Genomic DNA, 21,771 nt, shown 5'->3' with positions numbered 1-21,771 from the left:
AATTAACTTTACAAAAAAATGTTGCAATCATTCTCTATCTATGATAATTTTATTTAGTGGATAAGCATTTTTTGCTTTATTTGAGATTGAAATGGAGGATATATAGCAATGGCAAAAGATTTTGTTACAGGTCGTAAGACAACTTTTGGTAAGAAACGTTCTCACGCTTTGAACCAAACAAATCGTAGCTGGAAGCCAAACTTGCAAAAAGTTCGTATTTTAGTTGATGGTAAGCCTAAGAAAGTTTGGGTTTCAACTCGTGCTTTGAAGTCTGGCAAGGTTACTCGTGTCTAATAGATAACAAGTAATATACTAAAAAACAAAGGTCATAATGTTTCGAATTGAAGCATTATGACCTTTTACTTTTAATCTTTACTTTGAATAACACAAAGTAGTCCACTTTTAAAACTAAAGCTAGCTTTATCCCCTACAAATTCATTACTTGCTAATGCAATGGGGTAAGCATAGTTAGCATTATTCAATTTATATTTTTCATCATATAAATTTAAATCTTTAATTTCTTCTAATGGTATGAATGCCAAGTAATCAAAGTTTTCCTCTTTATTTATAGTATACTTACCTGGCAAAAAGAAATTTATAATATTTCTTCTATCAATAATTTTTATTTTGTCTGCATAAAATCTAAATTCTGGCTTTAAAACAAACATTATATTAGCCAATAAGTGATCTATTCTTCCACCTGTAGCTCCATAGATAGTAATTTTTTGGGGGTGATATTTATCTATTGCTAACTTTACAGATAATTCAGTGTCGGTGTAGTCTTTTTCTGGTTTAAAAGTTATTAATTCAGGTACATTTTCCTTCACTAATTCTATCTCTTCTTCACTAGAAGAATCAAAGTCTCCAACTGCAAATAGTAAGGATTGGTGATGTTTAACCAAATCTACTGCACCTTTATCCGCTCCTATCCAATGATCTTCACTAAAACTGTTTTTCCAAAAATTTTCAGGTAATTCTTCACGTGGTCCACCAACCAAAATGTTTATTGTCATTTCATTGTCCATCATTTATACCTAACCTTTTTATTAGCTAACATATCTTGAAACTGTACATAATTAATGTATCTATTTTCCAAAATTTCACCCTTGTTTACTGCATCTTTAACAGCACATTTAGGTTCTTTTAAATGTAAGCATCCTCTAAATTTACAGTTATCTTGATATTTAACAAAATCTGGATACATTAATGGTAATGTATCTTTTGTTATATTTAATAACTCAAATGATGAGAATCCTGGTGTATCAGCAATCATTACACCATTAATATCTAATAAAGTTACCTTTCTTGTCGTATGTTTTCCTCTACTTAATGCTTTAGAAATCTTACCTGTTTCTAAACTTAAATCTGGCTTTAAATCATTAAGTAAAGTAGACTTACCTGCTCCAGTTTGTCCCATCACAACCACTATTTCATTAGTTAAATCACTCATCAAATTATTTAATACATTTTGTCTGTTTTCATTTTCAAATGAAATATAGCATGAATAATACTTACTATAATAATTAAAGTAAGATTCAAATTTTTCTCTTTGTTCTTGGTTTAACAAATCTGCTTTTGAAAAAAATAAAACTGGTCTTACATTATTACTTTCTAACATTACTAACTGTCTGTCTAATAAATTTGGAGAAAAATCTGGCTCTACACACGCCGAAACAACAATAGCTGTATCTATGTTAGCTATAGGCGGTCTCACCAACTGATTCTTACGAGGATAAATTTTTAATATATATCCATCACCATTGTCGTCAATTTTAAAGTCTACCCAATCACCAACTACTGGTGTCATTTTCTTTTTCCTAAAATTTCCTCTTGCTCTTGTTCTATACTCTTTATCTTCTACTAAAACATCATAATACCCACTTAGTGATTGCTTTATGCGCCCTTTTGTCGTCAAAAAATATCCTACTTCCTTTCTCATTAATATAAAAAAGTAGAGAAATACATCCTATATTTCCTCACTTTATTATTTAGCTAACACAACAATTACTTGTGATCCTCTCTCAACAATAGCATTGGGTGCTGGACCTTGTCTCACAACTTCACCACTTTTAAACTTATCAGATGCCTCGTACTGAAAAACTACATCTATATTCTGTTGCTTAGCGTAACTTTCAATTTGAGATTTATTCATCCCACTAAACATTTTTAACCTAAAATGAACGGGACCTTTACTAACTGTAAATGTAACGGTTGTTTGACTCATAACAACAGCAGCGCTTGGCTTTAAACTTTGAGATGTTATTGAATCTTTAGTAACATCATCAGTATACTTCAATTTCTTATAAACATGTACACCTTGATTTTCAAGTCTCTCTTTAACATCATCATAATTTTGTCCGCGATAATCGCCAAATGGTTTCTTATCTGGTCCCTTAGATATTACCAAACCTACCGATGTTTTTTGCCGTACATTTGATCCCTGCTTAGGATTAGTACTAACTATTTGGCCATAATTATATAAATTTGAATATTTTTCCGTAACTTTACCTATTTCTAATTTCTTGTTATCAAGAATGCTTTCAGCCTGCGTTTGAGTCATTCCTCTTAAATCTGGCATAGTAATTACTTTGGGAGTTGTAATTAAAGCAAAAATCACAACCGAAATAACGATTAAAGCTAATATTATTGCCCCAACTGTAATACCTCTTTTTTTTCTGCTCCACTTTTGTTTTTTCTCTCTAGTCTTAGTAGTTTCTTCGTTCTTCTTTATAGCATCTTCTGAGAGAATCAAAGTTTTAGTTTCATCTAAATTTTCGTCAATAAAACTGTCTTTTATTTGAGGTAATATCTTTGTTTCTTCATCAACAAAATTTTGCGGTCTCCATACTTTTTCGTTTTTTCTATCTTCATCTAAAACTGTTCTTAAATCATCCGCCATTTCTGCCACTGTTTTATATCGGTCATTTAAATTTTTAGCAGTCGCATGCAATATGACATTCTCTAGGGATTGTGGAATATTATTATCATAATTACGAACAGATGGCATATCATTACGATAATGCTTTAAAGCTACAGAGATAGCTGTCTCTCCTTGGTACGGAACTTCACCAGTTAACATTTCAAACAAAATTATTCCTAAAGAATAAATATCGGATTGCTTAGTTACCATACTTCCTCTTGCTTGTTCAGGTGAAATATAATGTACTGAACCAACTAATGTATTAGTCTGAGTCATTGTAAATTCCGCAACTGCAACAGCAATTCCAAAATCAGTAATCTTAACTGTCCCATTCTTATCAATTAAAATATTTTTCGGCTTTAAATCTCTATGAATTATATTGTGTGCATGCGCATCCTCTACAGCCGATAAGATTTGTTCCATAATTTCTATTACACGTTCGTATGGAAGTTTATGATTTTTCTTTATGTATACTTTTAAATCCATACCATCTACATATTCCATAACTAGATACTGCATACCATCATCTGTTTGATCAATGTCATAAATGTTAACTATATTAGGATTAGTTAATTCTGTTAATGCCATCGCTTCTCTATGAAATCTTCTCAAAGAAGCAGGATCATTTTGTAAATCTAGTCTTAAAACTTTCACCGTAACTGGTCGATTTAAAATTAAATCATCAGCTAAATAAACATTAGCCATTCCACCTTCACCTAGAACACGTCGAATCTTATAACGTCCATTCAAAACGTATCCTGGTCCCATTAATATTTCACCTCTTCATCAAACGACACAAGTAATACAGAAATATTATCATTTCCTCCTGCTCTATTAGCCTCATCAACCAATCTTTGACATTTATCAGGTAAAGATTCAGATATATTTAATAAACGTTCTAACTTCGTATCTTCAACCATATTAGTTAAGCCATCTGTACATAACATCAAAATGCTATTTTTAGTAATTTGAAAAAATTCTTCATCTAATTCTGAATTTTCCGATATTCCTAAAGATCGTGTGATGATATTCTTTTTAGGATGATGCTCAGCCTCTTCTGGACTTAATTCACCCTCCTTTATTAATTCATTGACTAGAGAATGATCTTCTGTAACCCTAGTAAGATTTCCTTTTTCTAAAATATATCCCCTACTGTCACCTATATGTGCTAGTAAAAATTCTTGTTCAAATATGATAGCTACTACTAATGTTGTTCCCATACCACGTAAATCTTTATAGTGAAGAGAATTTTTTAAAATTAAACTATTTTCCTCATCTACTTTTTTAGAAAGCCAAGTACTTGCTTGAGAAATAGAAAAAAAACTTGTTTCACTAAAGTAATAGCCTAGATGGGATACTGCCATTTCTGAAGCTACTTCTCCCCCGTTATGGCCACCTAATCCATCAGCCACAATTACCATTACTGCTCCAGCTTTATTGACAAATTTTCCAACATAGTCTTCATTATTTTTTCTCATTTTTCCTAAATCACTTAAATATGCAATCTCCATACTCATCAACTCCTATTTTTTACGTAGCGTTGCTATAAAGAAACCATCCGACATGTAATCATCTGGATATATGGTTAAAGAAAGTGTATCTCTTTCATCTTTTAATTTATTTTTTGTATAAGTCTTTTCTTGAACAAACTCTGGATGCTTTTTAAGAAAATCATCAATAACTTTTTGATTTTCAATATTTAAAATTGTACATGTACTATAAGTCAAGTATCCACCTTTTTTTAATAAAGGTGCTATTTTTTCTAAAATATTAACTTGAATATCATGTAGACTATATGAGTCAGCCAACTTTTTTTCATATTTTACTTCTGGTTTTCTTCTCATTAAGCCTAATCCAGAACAAGGTGCATCTACTAAAATTTTATCAAATTTTTCCGAATCAAATTCTGTTATCGCCTTTCTCGCATCTAATTGTTTAGCTGATACTTTAGATATTAATCCTAATTTATTAGCATTTTCCTCTATCAATTTCACCTTATGTTTGTGAATATCTAAAGCCCAAACTTTGCCTTCACCTGTCATTAATTTTTCAGCTATTTGTGTTGTTTTACCACCAGGAGCAGCACAAGCATCTAGAACTATATCATCTTCTTGAATATCCATACTTTCAACAGCTAACATTGCACTTTCATCTTGAATTATCATCTTTCCATTTCGAAATTCTGAACTCTTTGGTAAGAAACCCCCATCTACTATTAAAGCATCTGGTGTAACTTCACTTTCTCTAATCGTATAGCCATCATTCTTTAGTTCATTTACTAAAATTTGCTTGTTAACTTTATGAGTATTGATTCTTACACTATGCTTTGGAGAAGTATTTATTGTATCTAATATCGACTCGACTTTAGTAATTCCTAATTCCTTAATTAATTCTTCCACTAGCCACTCAGGGGTACTAGTCCCTATACTCAACCTTGTAATATCGTTATCAATTTCATTAACTTCTCTCAAACCATTTCTTCTGATTGAATGCAGCACACCTGTAACAAATTTTCTAATACCGGTATGTCCCTTGATTTTTGCTATTTCAATAGATTCATTAAATACAGCTCGGTCTGGAATTTTATCTAAATAAACCATTTGATACAATGATACTAATAATAATTCCTTAACCCATAATTGTAACCTATTTGCCTTCTTAATAAATGGTTCTAACCAATATTCTAAAGTTAACTTATGTTGTATTACTCCATAAACAATTGTTGTTAATAATTTTGTATCTTTAACAGAAAGGTTATTTTCTTCTATCACTTTATTTAATGCTAGATTTGAATATGTACCTTGACTTTCAACTCTAGTTAGTAATTCAACTGCTAGTAATCTAACTGTCTTATTCTTCATCTTCAATTATCCTTTGTCCAATTTTTAATCCTTGTCCAACTCCATTTAAATATGAAGTTATATCCATTTTTTGTTTACCTGCCGGTTGTAATTCAATAATTGAATAAACAGTCCCATTATATGCAGATACTTTTAACTCATGCTTATCAACATTCACAACATATCCTGGAGCGAATTCTGTTTTTTCTTCAAGTGGTTTAATACTCCATAACTTCGTTCTCTTTCCTTTGAAATTTTTAAAATAAGCTCCAGGTGCTGGGCGTAATGCTCTCGTCTTCCAATCAATTTCTTTAGCTTCTAAATTTAAGTGTAAAATTTCTTCTTCTGGTTTGATATTAGGTGAAAAAACAACTTTATTTTCATCTTGTTTTACAGCTTCAACATTACCAGAAATAATTTTAGGTAATGTTTCTAGAAGCACATCTCTTCCTAAAATACTCATTTTTTCAAAAATAGTTCCAGTATCATCTGTAGATTCTATTTTTAATTCAGCTTGAGCTAGCATATCCCCAGCATCCATTTTCTTAACCATATAAATAATAGTTACACCTGTCTTATCATCACCATTCATAATTGAATATTGTACAGGAGCACCGCCTCTATATTTAGGCAATAATGATCCATGAACATTAATTGCAGCAATTTTTGCACTTTCAATTAATTTTGTTGGCAAAAATTGACCGTATGCTGCTGTTACTATTAAATCTGGTTGTAAGTCTATTATTTCCTGCATTTCATCACTGCCACTTAATTTTACTGGTTGAAATACTTTTATACCGTATTTCAAAGCAACTTCTTTTACAGGTGAGGCATGTAGTACTCTCTTTCTTCCAACAGGTCTATCAGGTTGTGTGACCACAGCTAAAACATTATAACCATTTTCAATAATTCCTTCTAAAATTGGTGCAGCAAAAGTTGGTGTTCCCATAAATACAATATTTGTCATAATATCACGTCCTTAACTTAATTAAATTTCAATGGTTCTCTATCTATCACAATTTGTATACCTTCTCTTTCAATTATTTGACTTGAAAGAAGCAAATCTTGTAAATAGTTAATTAATTTTGTTTCTTTTTTATATTTAATAACAATTTGATAATAATAACGATTATTTATTTTAGTAACCGTCTGTGGAGTCGGACCCAATATAATAGTTCCTTTAGAGACATTCATCCTTACTTCATTATTTATTTTAAAAATAGTTCTAGCCGTCAATGACTCTGAATTAGAACTTACTGTTATCTTTAATGTATAGTAATACGGTGGATAATTTAAATTATGTCTAAGTTTCATTTCTTTATAGAAAAAATTTTCATAATCGTGATTCTGAGCTAGTTTTATAGCATAATGATCAGGATTAAAAGTTTGAATAATAACCTCTCCATCTTTATCAGCACGTCCAGCACGTCCACTAACTTGTGTTAAAAGTTGAAAAGTTCTCTCACTTGCTCTAAAATCCGATATTCCAAGCGATGTATCTGCATTTAAAACTCCAACAAAAGTTACATTTGGAAAATCTAGTCCTTTAGCTATCATTTGCGTTCCAAGTAAAATATCAGCCTTCCCATCTCCAAATGTTCTTAATAGTTTCTCATGTGCTCCTTTTTTTCTAGTTGTATCTACATCCATTCTCAAAATTCGAGCTTGTGGAAATAGACCTTTTAGCTCTTTTTCAATTTTTTGTGTCCCAGTACCATAATATCTTATTTTTTTGCTACTACAACTAGGACATTCATATGGTATTCTCGCTTCATATCCACAATAATGACACTTTAAAGATCTGCTATCTAAATGAACTGTCAAAGAAATATCACAGTTAGGACACTTTATTACATAACCACACTCTCTACACATCATAAACGTCGAATACCCTCTACGATTTAATAGAAGCACTATTTGTTCCTTTTTATCTAGTTTTTCCTGAATTGAATTAACCATTTTAAGAGAAAAATCTGGAATTGGAGAGGTTTTTACTGCCTCTCTCATATCAACAATTTGTACTTTAGGTAGCTTTTGATCGTTAACTCTTTTAGTTAATCTTAGCCAATCATATACTCCCTTTTGTGCCCTAGCTCTAGACTCTAGTGATGGGGTTGCACTCCCGAAAATAACAGGACATGAGTGGTATATTCCACGCCATTTAGCAACATCTTTTGCATTATATCTAGGCATTTCATCTTGCTTGTAACTAGATTCATGTTCCTCATCCACTATTATGACTCCTAAATTTTTCAAAGGAGCAAAAATAGCAGATCGCGCTCCTACAACTACCTGTGCTTCTTCTCTCTCTATTCTTCTCCATTCATCGTATTTTTCTCCTATAGAAAGCCCACTATGCAAAACTGCAACTTTGGTGCCAAACCTAGCTCTAAATCTTTTTACCATTTGCGGTGTTAACGATATTTCAGGAACCAATACAATAGCTGTTTTCCCTTGATTAAGAGCAGTATCTATTACTTGTAAATATACCTCTGTTTTTCCACTTCCTGTTACCCCTTGAAGCAAAGATACTCGCGCTTTATCGTTTTCGATATCATTATCTAATTTTTTCACAACTTTACTTTGTTCTTGTGTAAGCTTATGCTTTTTTTCATAATAACTCTTATAGTTAGCAAATGGATCGCGATATTTTTCAACTTTTACTACATCTATCCATCCTTTTTCACTAGCATTTTTTATATCAGCATTAGTAAAATTGTATTTTTCCCTCAATTCACTTTGCCGTATTTTTGACCCCACAGGAAACTCTTTTAATGTATTTAGTAACTTTTTTTGTTTGCTGGCATTAGGGGAAATACTTCCTAACTCATTCTCATACTCTTGTAAAGATAATTTTGTCTTAACCACTGAGACTAACTTTGCTTTAGCCTTATTTTTTACAATGTAGTCTACTTTTATTTTTCCTTGCTTTCTTAACTGTAATAATTTATTTATCGTACTAGAATTTAATTTTTTATCACTATCTAATAAATCAGATTTACCTGAAAATAGCTCTTTAACTTTTTCATCTTGCTCTCCAATATAAGTAAACTTTCGCTCATATTTAGCTTTCATAATACTTGGAAGCATTACTTGAAGGCACCTAATTTTGAATGAAAAAGTATACTTTGACAACCAATCTGCAATTTCCAACATTTCTTCATTCAATATAGGTTCTAAATCTAATACACTATCAATTTCTTTTATATTATCTATATTTTCACTACTAGACTTAAAATTTATAATAAATCCCTGAATCAATCTGTTTCCCTTTCCAAAGGGAACTACTACCCTCATTCCTTTTTCTAGTTGTCCCTGCAAATTTTCAGGTATTTTATAAGTAAATGGTTTATTAGTTTGCATTGTAGGTACATCTACAATAACTTCAGCAAAATTTTTTAAAATTTTAAATCACTCCTTAGACATAAGTTTTTCAACAATTACATCCAAAATTTTATGACTTAATTCTTTTTTATTAGTCTTAGGTAACTTAATAGGACTATTTTTCAAAGTAAATAGTGTTACTTCATTATCATCATTTCCAAATCCTATATCTTTTCTAGATACGTCATTTCCAACAATCATGTCCGCATGTTTGGAAAGTAACTTATTTTGAGCATTTTCATATAAATTATTCGTCTCAGCAGCAAATCCTACTAATATTTGTTTTTCCTTAACTGAGCCCAGTCCTTTTAAAATATCAGGATTTTGTACCAATTCTAATGTTAACTTTTCTCCAGTCTTTTTAATCTTGTTATTTGCTACTTTAGCAACATGATAGTCAGAAACAGCTGCTGCCATTATTGCAATATCAGCAGTTTTAAATTCTTCATTCATTTTTCTTTCTAATTCTTTAGTTGTTTTAATTCTGTTGATTTTTACACCTGGGGTTGCCAATAAATTAGTAGGACCACTTACTAATGTAACGCTTGCTCCACGTTCGAATGCTGCTTCCGCTAAAGCGTAGCCCATTTTTCCACTCGAATAGTTAGATATATACCTGACAGGATCAATTGGTTCGATTGTACTTCCAGCAGAAATAACGACTTTTTTACCAACTAAATCTTTCTTTAAATTTATTTTATTAATAATCCACTCAATGATCTCTTCTTCTTTAGGCAATCTTCCCTTACCAGTATATCCTTCAGCTAACATACCTGTATCTGGAGACATTATTTTTACACCATCATTTATCAAAGTTTGCATATTTCTTTTGGTAGCATTGTTCAATAACATTTTCTCATTCATCGCTGGAACAACAAATTTCGGCATATCTATTGCTAATAGTGTCGTAGTAATAAAATCATCAGCTATACCATTAGCCATTTTTGCTATTATGTTTGCTGTAGCTGGTATAATCAAAGCAAAATCAGCCCAATCAGCTAATTCAATATGTGGTATTGGGTTATCATCTGTTATCTCAAATAAATCAGTATAGACTTCTTCATGTGTTAAAGCTTGGAATGTATATGGAGTTATAAATTTTTGAGAAGCTTCGCTCATAGCTACTTTTACTTTAAATCCTTTTTTAATTAAGCCTCTAACAACATTTGCTGCTTTATAAACAGCAATTCCACCTGTTAAAAATACAGCAATATTTTTTCTCTCCATAAAGACTTCATCCCTTCAAATTTCTATCAATATCATAGAATAAATCTCATATACTATATTATACCAAGTGACATACAATTTCATTATAAAAAAGCCGTGGAGAACAATCTCTACGGCTTTAATATAGCTACTAATTATATATAATTAGTCTTCCTTAATTTTAACTTTACCAGCAGCTATTTCTTCTAATGCATGTCCAATATTTTTTGGTGATTCATAATTGGATAATAATTCTGGGGAACCAGCATCTAAATCGTGTGCACGCTTAGCAGCTAACATAATTAAAGAATATCTAGAATCAACTTGTTCTAATAAATCATCTACTGATGGGTATAAAATCATTTTAATTCAACTCTCCTAACTGTTTTCGATAGTCTGGCAAGAAACGCTTTACTCTCCAGCGTTCTGCTCTAATTATTGTTTTAATTTTTTCGGCTGCCTTCTCAACTTCGTCATTTACAACAGCATAATCATAATTTTGCATCATTTCTATCTCATCTACTGCTTTTTTCATACGTTTATTAATAGTATCAATATCATCAGTACCTCGATTAATAATGCGCTGTCTCAACTCCATCAAATCTGGTGGTGTAAGGAAAATAAATAAGCCATCCGGAGCCTTTTCTCTAACTTGCATAGCACCTTTAACTTCAATCTCTAAAAATACATCCTTACCACTATCAAGCATCTCATTAACATACTTCAATGGAGTACCATAATAATTATCTACGTATTGTGCATACTCTAGCATTTGTCCAGCAGCAATTTCTTGTTCAAATTCTTCCTTTGATACAAAATAGTAATCTTTACCGTTTACTTCTCCAGGACGCATTTCTCTTGTTGTCATAGAAACAGAATAATGAAACTTATTACCTGGTTGTGAAAATATCTCTTTTCTGACAGTTCCTTTTCCAACACCTGAAGGGCCAGAAAGAACAATCAACATACCTCTTTTAGCCATGAATTAAAAAACTCCTATTTAATATGTACTAAAATTAATAATGCACTATCTTAATTATAAATGCAAGTAAACTTATCAAATTTTTATTAATATATAAATTACCAGTCATAAAGTAGCCGTATTACAATTCTAAAAAACTCTTATCTTCCTTAATAGCTACTAACATATCATCAGCCATTCTCCCAAATTTTTTCTCAGGATGTGATAGATGAAAATTCAATATCTCTAATGCTGTTTTAAATAATAATACACTTTGAAGAGTTTCACTAGGAATTTCAAATGGTCTATTTTCTCTATAGCCCTTCAAGAAAGCATTTCTTAAATCTAAATCTTTTACTTCATTAAAAAAGAACTTCACAAAATCTTGATATGCTACTCCAATACGAGAACGTTCGAAATCAATTAATATTACTTGATCTTGATATTTTTTTATATTTCTAATACTAAAGTCACCATGCAACACTACTCTTGGTAATAATTCATACTCCAATTGTGCTTTTTCAAGACGTTCTTTAATAATTTTATTTACATCATTAATATCATCTATATATTCTGTGTTTTGCAGCGTTTTTACTAAAGTATCTATTTGTTCACCTAATGAACTTTTATCTTCATAAACAGATACATTTCCTGTTAATTTATTATGGAAATCTGCTAATAAATTACCATATAAATAAGCTTGTTCTTTAGAGATTTTTTTCTTATCCGTATCCTCTAATTGTCTATCCTTAAGAACTACTACATAATTATCTTCAAAAATCACACTATCTAGATAAATCTCAGGATAATATACTTGATTTACATGTTGTTCAGCGTAAAACATATCTTTATTACTAAAAATCTTAACAAATAAGTCTTTTTTATATAATTCACTATATCCAGATAAATGGACATTACCAGCAATATCATGAATATTTTTTAATTTTGCCTTATAATAATCATTTAAAAATTCTATCAAAAAATCTATTCCATCCATCGTGCCTACCTCCCCATAATTTCCTTCTGTCATTATTGTATTAAAAATTAGATTGCACCACAAGTAAATTATCATATTAATCTAATAAAAAAATTCGAACCATAATTATTAGATTAATAAATTATAGTTCGAATTTTCAATTTTAGAATTACTTTTTATAAAAATTCTTTGTACTTTTCTTCTTTAAAGCCGCAAAGCACACTACCATCGTCTTTTATTACTAAAGGTCTTTTGATTAACATTCCGTTGTCAGCTAACAATTTTGCTTTTTCTTCAATTGATAACTCCTTCAATTTATCTTTTAGATTCATTGTTCTATATAAGTTACCACTAGTATTAAAGAAATATGTTGCCTTTTTTTCTGTATCTTGTAACCATAATTTGAATAAATCTTCCTGAGGTCTTTCTTCAGTAATCTCATAATATTTATAATCAATACTATGATTATCTAGCCATTTAATTGCTTTTTTACATGTACTACATTTTTTATAACAATAAACCTTTAACATAATTTATTCTCACCTCAGTATGTATTAACGAAATTCCTTACTGCTGCTAAACATATAGCTCTTATTATGGTATCTCATGGACATTATTAATCCTATACCTATCATGTTTGCAATTAAAGCAGATCCACCTTGGCTTATAAATGGTAGAGGAATACCTGTTAATGGTAATAATCCAATACTCATACCAATATTTTCAAAAACGTGGAATAAGATCATCATAATAACACCTGTAGAAATATACGCATAAAATTCATTTCTAGTATCAAAGGTAACCTGAATCATTTGGAAAATAAGTAATAGATATATAAAAATCAAAATGCATCCACCAATGAATCCAAAATTTTCACCTATAACAGAAAATATCATATCCGATTCTCTAACAGGAACATATACATTAGAATGATTAAATCCAGTACCAAATAACTGTCCTGATCCAATAGCTTTCATACTTTGCCATAATTGATAACTATTACCCGTAGTGGATGCAGATGGGTTTAACCAAGCTTCAATTCTAGCAAATTGATAAGCTTTAAAACCTATTGCCATTAATAAATTTCTCCCATAAACAGCTAATAAAATACCAGCGGTTCCTAAGAAAGCAGCACCTCCAAAAAGAGGTGCTAGTATCTTCCAAGAAACACCTGAAACTAAAATCACACCACTAAGAATAGCAAAGAAAACTAACATTGTACCGAAGTCATTTTGTAATTTCAACAATACAGCAACCGGTAATGTCCATAGAGCCAACTTTCCTATCAAATTCCAATCTGTTTTAATAGTATGCTCATAAAACTCTGCATTATGCTGTGCAACCACCCTACCTAACATTAAAATATAGGCAGGTTTCATCACTTCAGACGGTTGAAAAGTCAAAGGTCCAAAAGCTAACCAACTCTTAGCCCCAGTCTTTAAAGCATAAGCTCTACTATAAAAAATCAAAACCAAAACTAACAAAGTAATACCTAAACCATACGCAATAGGAGCTACTTTCCACAATTGTTCAGCATCAAACTGCATAATAAATATAATTGCACCTATCCCTATTGCATACCACATAGCTTGAGAAATAAGTGTTCTTGGTACACTCATTGTACTAGTGTCATGACTTGCAGCAACATAAATTGAAAGCATTCCTATTATTGCAAGAACCATAACAGATAGAATGATTCCCCAATCTATTCGTGCGTCTTCTTCTTCACGACGTTCTCGCGACTGTCTATCCTGCACTACTATCCTTCTCCTTTGTCTAACAAATTAGTTATATTGGTACACTATTAACTTTTACTGTTCGTAGCTTATTATCTATGCAAATGATATTCTCTTAATAAAATTTCCATTGCTTCAGCTTGTGAACTGACTCTAAAAGTTTCACCATTTTTCAATTCTGCAATATATCTTTTCCCATCTTGCAAAATTCTACCGATCACTTCTTGATCCTTAGTAGTTAGTTCTGTAATTGTATTATTATCAACAATTTTTTCGACTTCAAGTATTTCAATATTCTTTTCTCGTTTCGACACAAAAAATCCTCCTACTTATCATCATTTCTAAAAATTGTAAACTTCTCCGGAACAACATCTACTCCACCCTCTACAAATGGATTACATCTCAAAATCCTAAAAATCCCCATTATAATTCCTTTAACAACACCATGCTTTTTTATTGCATCTATTGCGTAGTTAGAACAAGTTGGATAATATCTACACGTTGGTGGAAACATAGGAGAAATATACTTTTGATAACATATTATTAAGAATATTATTCCCTTATTAATTTGATTTTTCAATATGGTCAAGTAATTTTCCTGTTCCTAAAGCAACATCATCCAATGGAGTTTCTGAAATCATAACTGGTACCTTCAAATGCTCTGAGAACAACATGTCTATTCCATCTAACAACGCACCACCACCAGTAATAACAATTCCTCTATCAATGATATCTGAAGCTAATTCTGGAGGAGTCGTACTTAATAGATCCTTAGCAGCAGAAATCATAGCTTGCATCGTATCATGCATTGCTTCTTCCGTTTCATCAGAAGTCATCGTAATAGTCTTAGGTAATCCATCAACTACATTTCTACCACGTACACTAAATGTTTCATCTCTGTGTCCTTTTAGTACAGAACCTATTTCCATTTTTACTTTTTCAGCAGTTCTTTCACCTATAATTAAGTTATGTTTATTTCTTACGTAATTTGCGATATCACTATTTAATTTATCTCCAGCTGCACGTAATGAACGACTTACAACAATATCTCCTAGTGATAGTACTGCTATATCACTAGTCCCACCACCGATATCAATTACCATATTTCCATGTGGTTGGAAAACATCTAAACCTGCACCAATTGCTGCAACTTTAGGTTCTTCTTCCAAGTATACCTTACTACCACCACCAGATTTTTCTGCTGCTTGTCTAATTGCTTTTCTTTCAATATCTGTAGTGTTAGTAGGACAACAAATTAAAATGTTAGGACGAGACATGAAACCTTTAACGTTTAATTTTTTTATAAAGTAGGACAACATTTGCTCAGTCATATCAAAATCAGCAATTACTCCATCTTTTAAAGGACGAATTGCACGAATATTACTAGGTGTTCTACCAACCATTTGATATGCTTCAGATCCAACAGAAAGAACCCTGCCACTCTTAGTATCTATAGCAACAACTGATGGCTCATTAAGGACAATACCTCTACCTTTAACATTTATTAAAACATTAGCAGTACCCAAGTCGATACCTATATCCTTCACCATAAGAGAAATCTCCTTTTACTAAATTTTATTTATCAAATTAATAATATATCTAGCTTATTATACCATAGACAAGATTAAATTTTAATTTTAATTCCTATTTAAAAACACTAAAATACCGTTAAACCATCTTATTTGATTTAACGGATTAAGAACTTAGTTATTGTAAGTTATTGACGTTTTTTAATTTTTCCTTTTTTATTTCAAATGATCTATCAGTAATATCATCAATTCTCTTAATATCAGCACCTAAAGAAGCTAATTTTTGATGGAAATGATAATATCCTCTGTCAAGATACTTTAGATTAGTAACTTGAGTAATATTTTTCGCAACTAATCCTGCCAAAACTAACGCAGCTGCAGCTCTTAAATCAGTAGCAGCTACCTCGGCACCATTGAAATCAGTTGGCCCATGAAGAACTACCGAATTCCCTTCTGCTTTAAAATCAGCATTCATTCTTCTTAATTCTTCTAAATGCATGAATCTATTTTCAAACACAGTTTCAGTTAAAATACTTGTTCCCTCAGCAGCTAGTTGCAAAATTGAAATTTGTGGTTGCATATCCGTAGGAAAACCCGGATGAGGTAAAGTTTTAACTGTAGTTGGTTTCAATTTTTCAGGTCCTATTATTCGAATGCCTTCATTTTCTTCGATAACTTTTACACCCATTTCCTCTAGTTTAGAAATCAATGGGATATTATGTTCTGCAATTGCTTCTTTAATTAAAACATTTCCTTGGGTTAAAGCACTAGCAACCATAAATGTTCCAGCTTCTATTCTATCTTGAATAATAGCATGTTCAGTTCCGTGTAAACTTTCTACACCTATAATTTTGATTTTTTCAGTACCCGCTCCGTAAACTTTAGCTCCCATCTTATTTAAAACATTAGCTAAATCTACAATTTCTGGCTCTCTTGCAACATTTTCAATAATAGTTGTGCCCTTAGCTAGAGTAGCAGCCATCATAATATTTTGAGTAGCACCAACACTTGGAAAATCTAAATAAATATTTGCTCCCACCAATCTTCCATCGGTATGTGCATCTATGTAACCATTATGTTGCTCAATTTTAGCTCCTAACAATTCTAATCCTTTTAAATGTAAGTCTATTGGACGAGAACCTATAGCACATCCTCCAGGCATTGCTACTCTAGCTTTGCCTAATCGTGCTAATAATGGTCCTAACACAACAATTGATGCTCTCATTTTAGAAACATACTTGAATGGTGCATCATATGATAATTTACCAGTTGCGTCTATTTCAACTGATTTTTCATTTTCATCAAAGCCAACCTTAACGTTTAAAAATCTGATTACATTATTCATAGTATATACATCAGATAGCATTGGAACATTAGTTAGAATCGTTCTTCCTTCGCTGGGCAAGATTGCTGCAGCTAAGATAGGAAGAACTGCATTTTTAGCTCCTTCAATTTCTACTTCTCCTTCTAACTTATTTCCACCACGAACTACAATTTTTTCCATTACAATTCCTCACTCTGCATTACTTAATTAAAAATAGCAAATTGCGAATACTATCGATAAAACTTAAGAAGAATTCACTTGCTAAATACCCGATAGCTACAGAAAAAAGTACAAGTGCTAATCGGAATTTTCCTTGTTTTTCCTTACTAAAAAAATAATCTAGTCTTAATCCCTGAAAACTTATAAAAACGAGTGTTATGAAGAAAAAATGACTAATAATTGTAACTACTGCCATTAATCCTAAATACATATTAATATTATTCCTTTCTAAACTAATCGAACTCATAATAGCATAATTTATAAATTAAGTCATGATTTTTATAAAATTTTAAATTTTTCTACATAAAAAAAGACAGTATCCAAAAAATACTGTCTTTCTATTATGATTAGTGTTTTGAAATGTTCAATCGATTTATAGCTCTACGTAGGGAAACTTCAGCTCTACGTAAATCAATGTCATTATTTTCGTTCTTAGCTTCTTCAATACGCTTTTCAGCACGTTGCTTAGCACGTTCCGCACGAGAAACATCAATAGTTTCTTTTCTTTCGGCAGCTGAAGCAACAACAGATAAAGTATTGTCTGAAAATTCCACAAATCCGCCACTAACAGCAATTTCATCAAAATTTTCATCATCAACTTTTACTCGAACTTCATCAATAGCTAAAGAAGCCAGCAATGGTAAGTGATTAGGCATTATACCTATTTCACCTACAGTAGTTTTACAAATAACTAAATCCGTAGTATTTTCATAAACACTTCCATCAGGAGTAACGACATTTATCGTCAATATAGATTTTTCATCCATCAGACGTTACCTCCTTAATTATTGCCAGCAAGTTTCTTAGCTTTTTCAACTACATCTTCGATTCCACCAACTAATCTGAAGGCTTCTTCAGGAAGATTATCATACTTACCTTCTAAAATTTCTTTAAATCCTTTTACTGTTTCTTCAACAGGAACATAAGAACCAGGGTTACCTGTAAATTGTTCAGCAACATGGAAATTTTGTGATAAGAAGAATTGTATACGACGTGCACGTGCAACAATAATCTTTTCTTCATCAGATAATTCATCCATACCTAAAATAGAAATGATATCTTGTAATTCACGATAACGTTGTAATACATGTTGCACTTCTGTAGCAACCTCATAATGTTCTTCACCAACAATTTCAGGTGTTAAAGCACTTGAAGTAGATGCTAATGGATCCACAGCTGGATAAATACCTTGTTGTGTTAAAGAACGTTCCAAGTTAGTTGTAGCATCCAAGTGAGCAAATGTTGTTGCAGGTGCAGGGTCAGTATAGTCATCAGCTGGAACATAAACAGCTTGAATAGAAGTTACAGAACCTTTCTTAGTAGAAGTAATACGTTCTTGTAATTGACCCATTTCAGTTGCAAGTGTTGGTTGATAACCAACGGCAGAAGGTATACGTCCCAACAAAGCTGAAACTTCAGAACCAGCTTGTGTGAAGCGGAAAATGTTATCAATAAATAATAACACATCTTGACCTTCAACATCACGGAAATATTCAGCTAATGTTAACCCTGTAAGAGCCACACGCATACGGGCTCCAGGTGGCTCATTCATTTGTCCGAATACCATGGCTGTTTTTTCCAAAACGCCAGATTCTTTCATTTCAAAGTATAAATCGTTACCTTCACGAGTACGTTCACCAACACCAGTAAATACTGAAATACCGTTATGTTCTTGAGCAATATTATGAATTAACTCTTGAATCAAAACAGTCTTACCAACACCGGCACCACCGAACAAACCAATTTTACCACCTTTAATATAAGGTGCTAAAAGGTCAATAACTTTTATACCTGTTTCAAGGATTTCAATCCCTGTACTCAATTGATCATATTTAGGAGCATCACGATGAATAGGATTACGTGGATGATCCTCATCAAATTCAGGCCCATTATCAATGGTATTTCCTAAAACGTTAAATACACGTCCAAGTGTATCTTTACCAACAGGAACACTAATAGATGCCCCTGTACCTTCAACTTCAGCTCCACGCTTTAAACCATCAGTGGAGTCCATAGCAACAGTACGCATAATACCGTCACCAAGCTCAAGTGCAACTTCGATAACTAATTCTGTACCGTCTTCACGTTTCACTTTCAAAGCATCGTCAATATCTGGTAATGATTCACTTAGAGGAAATTGAACATCAACAACGGGTCCGATAACTTGAACTACTTTACCAGAACTCATTAGTTTATTCCTCCCAATTTTTTACTATTCTAAGGCAGCCTGAGCACCTGTAATTTCTGTGATTTCAGTAGTAATAGCACTTTGACGAGCACGATTATACTGCAATTCTAATGAAGAAATAATATCCTTAGCATTATCAGATGCAGATTTCATTGCAGTAGAACTTGATGCATGTTCAGATGTTTTAGCATCAAGAATTGCACCATATACCAAAGATTCAGCATACTGTGGCAAAACTACTTCTAATATTGCATCTTCAGAAGGCTCAGTTTCGTATTCAATACTGTAGCCTTCATCGTTACTTGTTAAGTCATCATGTCCCATGTTTTCAGCTGAAACTGGTAACATTTTTTCAGCTCTAAATTCTGATGTTAATGTATTTACAAAATGACTGTAACAAACGAATAATTCATCATATACTTCTTTATCATACATACTTACAATTGCCTCTACTAAAGGTCTAGCATCTTTGTAAGTAGGAATATCACTTATTCCTCGGTACTCATAAGCAACGTTATAACCTCTCTTCTTAAAGAAATCTGCTCCAGTACCTCCAATAGCTATAATAGCTACATCTTCAGTACTATGATGATTATTTTCTATAAGTTCGAGAGTTTCTTTAATAACATTACTATTGTAACTTCCAACTAAACCACGGTCAGAAGTAATGACAACAATCCCTGTAGTTTTTACTGGACGCTGCCTTAACATTCCTAGAGTGTTTACCTTTCCATCACTATTTTTACTAGTAGTATTTACTGAATCTAGTAAATGTGATTTAGAAAGATGTGTTATAACACTGCGAATTTTGGTGGCATAAACTTGATAACTAGTCGCATGCTTTTGAATTTGACTAAGCTTAGCAGTTGAAACCATCTGCATCGCACTGGTAATTTGACTAGTTTTTTTAGTCGATTCAATTCGACGTTTAACTTCTTGTAGAGAAGCTGGCATTAGTTTTCACCAACCTTTCTTATTTTTCGCTAGCTTGGAATGTAGCTGCATATTCTTTGATTGCAGCATCTAATTTTTCAGTTTCAGGTAGTTTACCTGTATTTGCTATTTCGTCAAGTAAATCTTTATGATTTGCATCAAAATAATCAAATAAACCATCTTGATATGGTAAAATATCATCAACTTTAACTGGATCTAAGAATCCGTGTGTTAATGCGTATAATATCAATACTTGTTTTTCAACAGGAAGTGGTTTATGAAGTGGTTGTTTTAGTACTTCAACTGTACGACGTCCTCGATTCAATTTTGCTTGTGTTGCTTCATCTAAATCAGAACCAAATTGAGCAAATGATTCTAATTCACTATAAGATGCCAAGTCTGTACGTAAAGTACCAGCAACTTTCTTCATAGCTTTAACTTGTGCGTTACCACCAACACGTGAAACAGATGTACCAGCATCAATAGCTGGACGAATACCTGAATAGAAACGATCACTGTCTAAGAAAATCTGACCATCTGTGATAGAAATAACATTAGTTGGAATATAAGCAGAAACGTCCCCTGCTTTTGTTTCAATAAACGGCAATGCCGTCATTGATCCTCCACCTAATTCGTCACTTAACTTAGCAGCACGCTCTAATAAACGTGAATGTAAGTAGAAAACATCACCAGGATAAGCTTCACGACCAGGTGGTCTTCTTAGAATCAAAGATAATTCACGGTAAGCATCAGCTTGCTTTGAAAGATCATCATATACTATCAAAACATGCTTACCATTGAACATAAATTCTTCACCCATAGCAGCACCAGCATAAGGAGCTAGGTACAATAATGGTGCTGGTGATGATGGGCCAGCAGAAACAACAATTGTATAATCCATAGCACCAAATTTACGTAAAGTTTCTACAGACGTACGAACTGTTGAGTCCTTTTGACCAATAGCTACATAAATACAGATCATATCTTGATCTTTTTGATTTATGATTGTATCGATAGCAACTGATGTCTTACCAGTCTTTCTATCACCAATAACTAATTCACGTTGTCCACGCCCAATTGGAACTAATGCATCAATAGCTTTCAAACCTGTTTGTAATGGTTCTGTAACTGATTGACGTTCCATAACACCTGGAGCTTTTCTTTCAACTGGACGTGTTTTATTTGTTTTAATTTCACCTAAACCATCAATAGGTTGTCCTAATGGGTTTACAACTCGACCAATTAGCTCTTCACCAACTGGAACTTCCATGATTCGACCTGTACGTTTAACAGTATCTCCTTCACGAATTCCCTTAAAAGAACCTAAAATAATGATACCTACATCATTAGATTCAAGGTTTTGAGCCATACCGTAAGTACCATCATCAAATTCAACCAATTCGCCAGCAAGCGCATTGTCTAAACCATTAGCACGAGCAATTCCGTCACCAACATAAGTAACAGTACCAACTTCATCAACAGTAAGCTCATCTTGATAATTTGCTAATTGTTGTTTAATCAGAGCACTGATTTCCTCAGCCTTAATGCTCATAAA

The 21,771-nt window shown here is 32.2% G+C and carries 23 protein-coding genes; 1 reads left to right on the top strand and 22 read right to left on the bottom strand.

Annotated elements, in window-relative coordinates; genetic code table 11:
• Positions 1-108: 108 nt before the first annotated feature.
• Positions 109-294, top strand: a complete 186-nt coding sequence (gene rpmB / locus PTA89_RS03475) for a 50S ribosomal protein L28 (protein ID WP_003694225.1) — start codon at positions 109-111, stop codon at positions 292-294.
• Positions 295-365: 71 nt separating this feature from the next.
• Here the strand turns inward: rpmB and PTA89_RS03470 are convergent, their stop codons facing one another.
• The 22 genes from PTA89_RS03470 to atpA form a co-directional block, all read right to left on the bottom strand.
• Entirely contained in the window at positions 366-1,028 is a 663-nt protein-coding gene (locus PTA89_RS03470; RefSeq protein WP_003709940.1) for a thiamine diphosphokinase, read from the bottom strand.
• Positions 1,025-1,939: a ribosome small subunit-dependent GTPase A gene (rsgA, locus tag PTA89_RS03465; RefSeq protein ID WP_034982533.1), complete on the bottom strand. Its 915-nt coding sequence runs from the start codon at positions 1,937-1,939 to the stop codon at positions 1,025-1,027. The genes PTA89_RS03470 and rsgA overlap by 4 nt, the downstream gene beginning before the upstream one ends.
• Positions 1,940-1,984: 45 nt before the next feature.
• Complete coding sequence (pknB, locus tag PTA89_RS03460) at positions 1,985-3,688, bottom strand: Stk1 family PASTA domain-containing Ser/Thr kinase (RefSeq protein ID WP_193524184.1); 1,704 nt, start codon at positions 3,686-3,688, stop codon at positions 1,985-1,987.
• Positions 3,688-4,431, bottom strand: a complete 744-nt coding sequence (locus PTA89_RS03455) for a Stp1/IreP family PP2C-type Ser/Thr phosphatase (protein WP_003705984.1) — start codon at positions 4,429-4,431, stop codon at positions 3,688-3,690. The genes pknB and PTA89_RS03455 overlap by 1 nt, the downstream gene beginning before the upstream one ends.
• 12 nt (positions 4,432-4,443) lie before the next feature.
• The gene (rsmB, locus tag PTA89_RS03450; RefSeq protein WP_003705982.1) at positions 4,444-5,781 is read right to left on the bottom strand and encodes a 16S rRNA (cytosine(967)-C(5))-methyltransferase RsmB; all 1,338 of its coding nucleotides are present in this window, start codon (positions 5,779-5,781) and stop codon (positions 4,444-4,446) included.
• Positions 5,771-6,727, bottom strand: coding sequence for a methionyl-tRNA formyltransferase (gene fmt, locus PTA89_RS03445; RefSeq protein WP_003705980.1), 957 nt, complete (start codon positions 6,725-6,727; stop codon positions 5,771-5,773). Before fmt ends, rsmB begins: the two co-directional genes overlap by 11 nt.
• A gap of 17 nt (positions 6,728-6,744) precedes the next feature.
• Positions 6,745-9,165 (bottom strand): primosomal protein N', encoded by a 2,421-nt coding sequence (gene priA, locus PTA89_RS03440; protein ID WP_324177456.1) that lies wholly within the window; start codon positions 9,163-9,165, stop codon positions 6,745-6,747.
• 6 nt (positions 9,166-9,171) lie between these two features.
• Positions 9,172-10,371 (bottom strand): bifunctional phosphopantothenoylcysteine decarboxylase/phosphopantothenate--cysteine ligase CoaBC, encoded by a 1,200-nt coding sequence (coaBC, locus tag PTA89_RS03435; RefSeq protein WP_113896125.1) that lies wholly within the window; start codon positions 10,369-10,371, stop codon positions 9,172-9,174.
• Between the two features lie 144 nt (positions 10,372-10,515).
• Positions 10,516-10,713 carry a DNA-directed RNA polymerase subunit omega gene (rpoZ, locus tag PTA89_RS03430; RefSeq protein WP_003699958.1) on the bottom strand — a complete coding sequence of 66 codons (198 nt, stop codon included), beginning with the start codon at positions 10,711-10,713 and terminating at the stop codon, positions 10,516-10,518.
• Position 10,714: 1 nt separating this feature from the next.
• A complete protein-coding gene (gmk, locus tag PTA89_RS03425; RefSeq protein WP_003699957.1) occupies positions 10,715-11,332 on the bottom strand; it encodes a guanylate kinase in 618 nt (205 codons plus the stop codon).
• A gap of 121 nt (positions 11,333-11,453) precedes the next feature.
• Positions 11,454-12,308 (bottom strand): phosphotransferase, encoded by an 855-nt coding sequence (locus PTA89_RS03420; RefSeq protein ID WP_034998106.1) that lies wholly within the window; start codon positions 12,306-12,308, stop codon positions 11,454-11,456.
• A 155-nt stretch (positions 12,309-12,463) separates the two neighbouring features.
• Positions 12,464-12,817: a Spx/MgsR family RNA polymerase-binding regulatory protein gene (locus PTA89_RS03415; RefSeq protein WP_003701717.1), complete on the bottom strand. Its 354-nt coding sequence runs from the start codon at positions 12,815-12,817 to the stop codon at positions 12,464-12,466.
• Positions 12,818-12,841: 24 nt separating this feature from the next.
• A complete protein-coding gene (locus tag PTA89_RS03410) occupies positions 12,842-14,044 on the bottom strand; it encodes an FtsW/RodA/SpoVE family cell cycle protein (RefSeq protein ID WP_003699953.1) in 1,203 nt (400 codons plus the stop codon).
• A gap of 71 nt (positions 14,045-14,115) precedes the next feature.
• On the bottom strand, positions 14,116-14,337 hold the full coding sequence (locus tag PTA89_RS03405; protein WP_003699952.1) for a DUF2969 domain-containing protein: 222 nt from the start codon (positions 14,335-14,337) through the stop codon (positions 14,116-14,118).
• Between the two features lie 11 nt (positions 14,338-14,348).
• Positions 14,349-14,612 carry a membrane protein insertion efficiency factor YidD gene (gene yidD / locus PTA89_RS03400; RefSeq protein ID WP_283604514.1) on the bottom strand — a complete coding sequence of 88 codons (264 nt, stop codon included), beginning with the start codon at positions 14,610-14,612 and terminating at the stop codon, positions 14,349-14,351.
• Positions 14,587-15,573 (bottom strand): rod shape-determining protein, encoded by a 987-nt coding sequence (mreB, locus tag PTA89_RS03395; protein ID WP_003701754.1) that lies wholly within the window; start codon positions 15,571-15,573, stop codon positions 14,587-14,589. The genes yidD and mreB overlap by 26 nt, the downstream gene beginning before the upstream one ends.
• Positions 15,574-15,730: 157 nt before the next feature.
• Positions 15,731-17,056 (bottom strand): UDP-N-acetylglucosamine 1-carboxyvinyltransferase, encoded by a 1,326-nt coding sequence (gene murA / locus PTA89_RS03390; RefSeq protein ID WP_324177385.1) that lies wholly within the window; start codon positions 17,054-17,056, stop codon positions 15,731-15,733.
• A 19-nt stretch (positions 17,057-17,075) separates the two neighbouring features.
• Entirely contained in the window at positions 17,076-17,342 is a 267-nt protein-coding gene (locus PTA89_RS03385; protein ID WP_003699948.1) for a DUF1146 family protein, read from the bottom strand.
• A gap of 100 nt (positions 17,343-17,442) precedes the next feature.
• Entirely contained in the window at positions 17,443-17,862 is a 420-nt protein-coding gene (locus PTA89_RS03380) for a F0F1 ATP synthase subunit epsilon (RefSeq protein WP_003699947.1), read from the bottom strand.
• Positions 17,863-17,876: 14 nt separating this feature from the next.
• A complete protein-coding gene (atpD, locus tag PTA89_RS03375) occupies positions 17,877-19,283 on the bottom strand; it encodes a F0F1 ATP synthase subunit beta (RefSeq protein WP_003699945.1) in 1,407 nt (468 codons plus the stop codon).
• A gap of 24 nt (positions 19,284-19,307) precedes the next feature.
• Entirely contained in the window at positions 19,308-20,237 is a 930-nt protein-coding gene (locus tag PTA89_RS03370) for a F0F1 ATP synthase subunit gamma (protein WP_003699944.1), read from the bottom strand.
• 19 nt (positions 20,238-20,256) lie between these two features.
• Positions 20,257-21,768: a F0F1 ATP synthase subunit alpha gene (gene atpA, locus PTA89_RS03365; RefSeq protein ID WP_003699942.1), complete on the bottom strand. Its 1,512-nt coding sequence runs from the start codon at positions 21,766-21,768 to the stop codon at positions 20,257-20,259.
• Between the last annotated feature and the right edge of the window lie 3 nt (positions 21,769-21,771).

This window comes from Ligilactobacillus salivarius (assembly GCF_035231985.1).
GTDB classification, from domain to species: Bacteria; Bacillota; Bacilli; order Lactobacillales; family Lactobacillaceae; genus Ligilactobacillus; species Ligilactobacillus salivarius.
The sequence above is the reverse complement of the archived record's forward strand: the minus strand, read 5'-3'. Positions and strand labels throughout refer to the sequence as shown.

Bases quoted from the DNA above. Each gene is read 5' to 3' on its own strand.
- atpA (WP_003699942.1), bottom strand. From the start codon at position 21,768: ATGAGCATTAAGGCTGAGGAAATCAGTGCTCTGATTAAACAACAATTA.
- rsmB (WP_003705982.1), bottom strand. From the start codon at position 5,781: ATGAAGAATAAGACAGTTAGATTACTAGCAGTTGAATTACTAACTAGA.
- PTA89_RS03385 (WP_003699948.1), bottom strand. From the start codon at position 17,342: ATGAGTTCGATTAGTTTAGAAAGGAATAATATTAATATGTATTTAGGA.
- PTA89_RS03420 (WP_034998106.1), bottom strand. From the start codon at position 12,308: ATGGATGGAATAGATTTTTTGATAGAATTTTTAAATGATTATTATAAG.
- fmt (WP_003705980.1), bottom strand. From the start codon at position 6,727: ATGACAAATATTGTATTTATGGGAACACCAACTTTTGCTGCACCAATT.
- gmk (WP_003699957.1), bottom strand. From the start codon at position 11,332: ATGGCTAAAAGAGGTATGTTGATTGTTCTTTCTGGCCCTTCAGGTGTT.
- PTA89_RS03470 (WP_003709940.1), bottom strand. From the start codon at position 1,028: ATGATGGACAATGAAATGACAATAAACATTTTGGTTGGTGGACCACGT.
- PTA89_RS03370 (WP_003699944.1), bottom strand. From the start codon at position 20,237: ATGCCAGCTTCTCTACAAGAAGTTAAACGTCGAATTGAATCGACTAAA.
- rsgA (WP_034982533.1), bottom strand. From the start codon at position 1,939: ATGAGAAAGGAAGTAGGATATTTTTTGACGACAAAAGGGCGCATAAAG.
- PTA89_RS03380 (WP_003699947.1), bottom strand. From the start codon at position 17,862: ATGGATGAAAAATCTATATTGACGATAAATGTCGTTACTCCTGATGGA.
- coaBC (WP_113896125.1), bottom strand. From the start codon at position 10,371: ATGGAGAGAAAAAATATTGCTGTATTTTTAACAGGTGGAATTGCTGTT.
- rpoZ (WP_003699958.1), bottom strand. From the start codon at position 10,713: ATGATTTTATACCCATCAGTAGATGATTTATTAGAACAAGTTGATTCT.
- murA (WP_324177385.1), bottom strand. From the start codon at position 17,056: ATGGAAAAAATTGTAGTTCGTGGTGGAAATAAGTTAGAAGGAGAAGTA.
- mreB (WP_003701754.1), bottom strand. From the start codon at position 15,573: ATGGTGAAGGATATAGGTATCGACTTGGGTACTGCTAATGTTTTAATA.
- PTA89_RS03415 (WP_003701717.1), bottom strand. From the start codon at position 12,817: ATGTTAAAGGTTTATTGTTATAAAAAATGTAGTACATGTAAAAAAGCA.
- PTA89_RS03455 (WP_003705984.1), bottom strand. From the start codon at position 4,431: ATGGAGATTGCATATTTAAGTGATTTAGGAAAAATGAGAAAAAATAAT.
- pknB (WP_193524184.1), bottom strand. From the start codon at position 3,688: ATGGGACCAGGATACGTTTTGAATGGACGTTATAAGATTCGACGTGTT.
- atpD (WP_003699945.1), bottom strand. From the start codon at position 19,283: ATGAGTTCTGGTAAAGTAGTTCAAGTTATCGGACCCGTTGTTGATGTT.
- rpmB (WP_003694225.1), top strand. From the start codon at position 109: ATGGCAAAAGATTTTGTTACAGGTCGTAAGACAACTTTTGGTAAGAAA.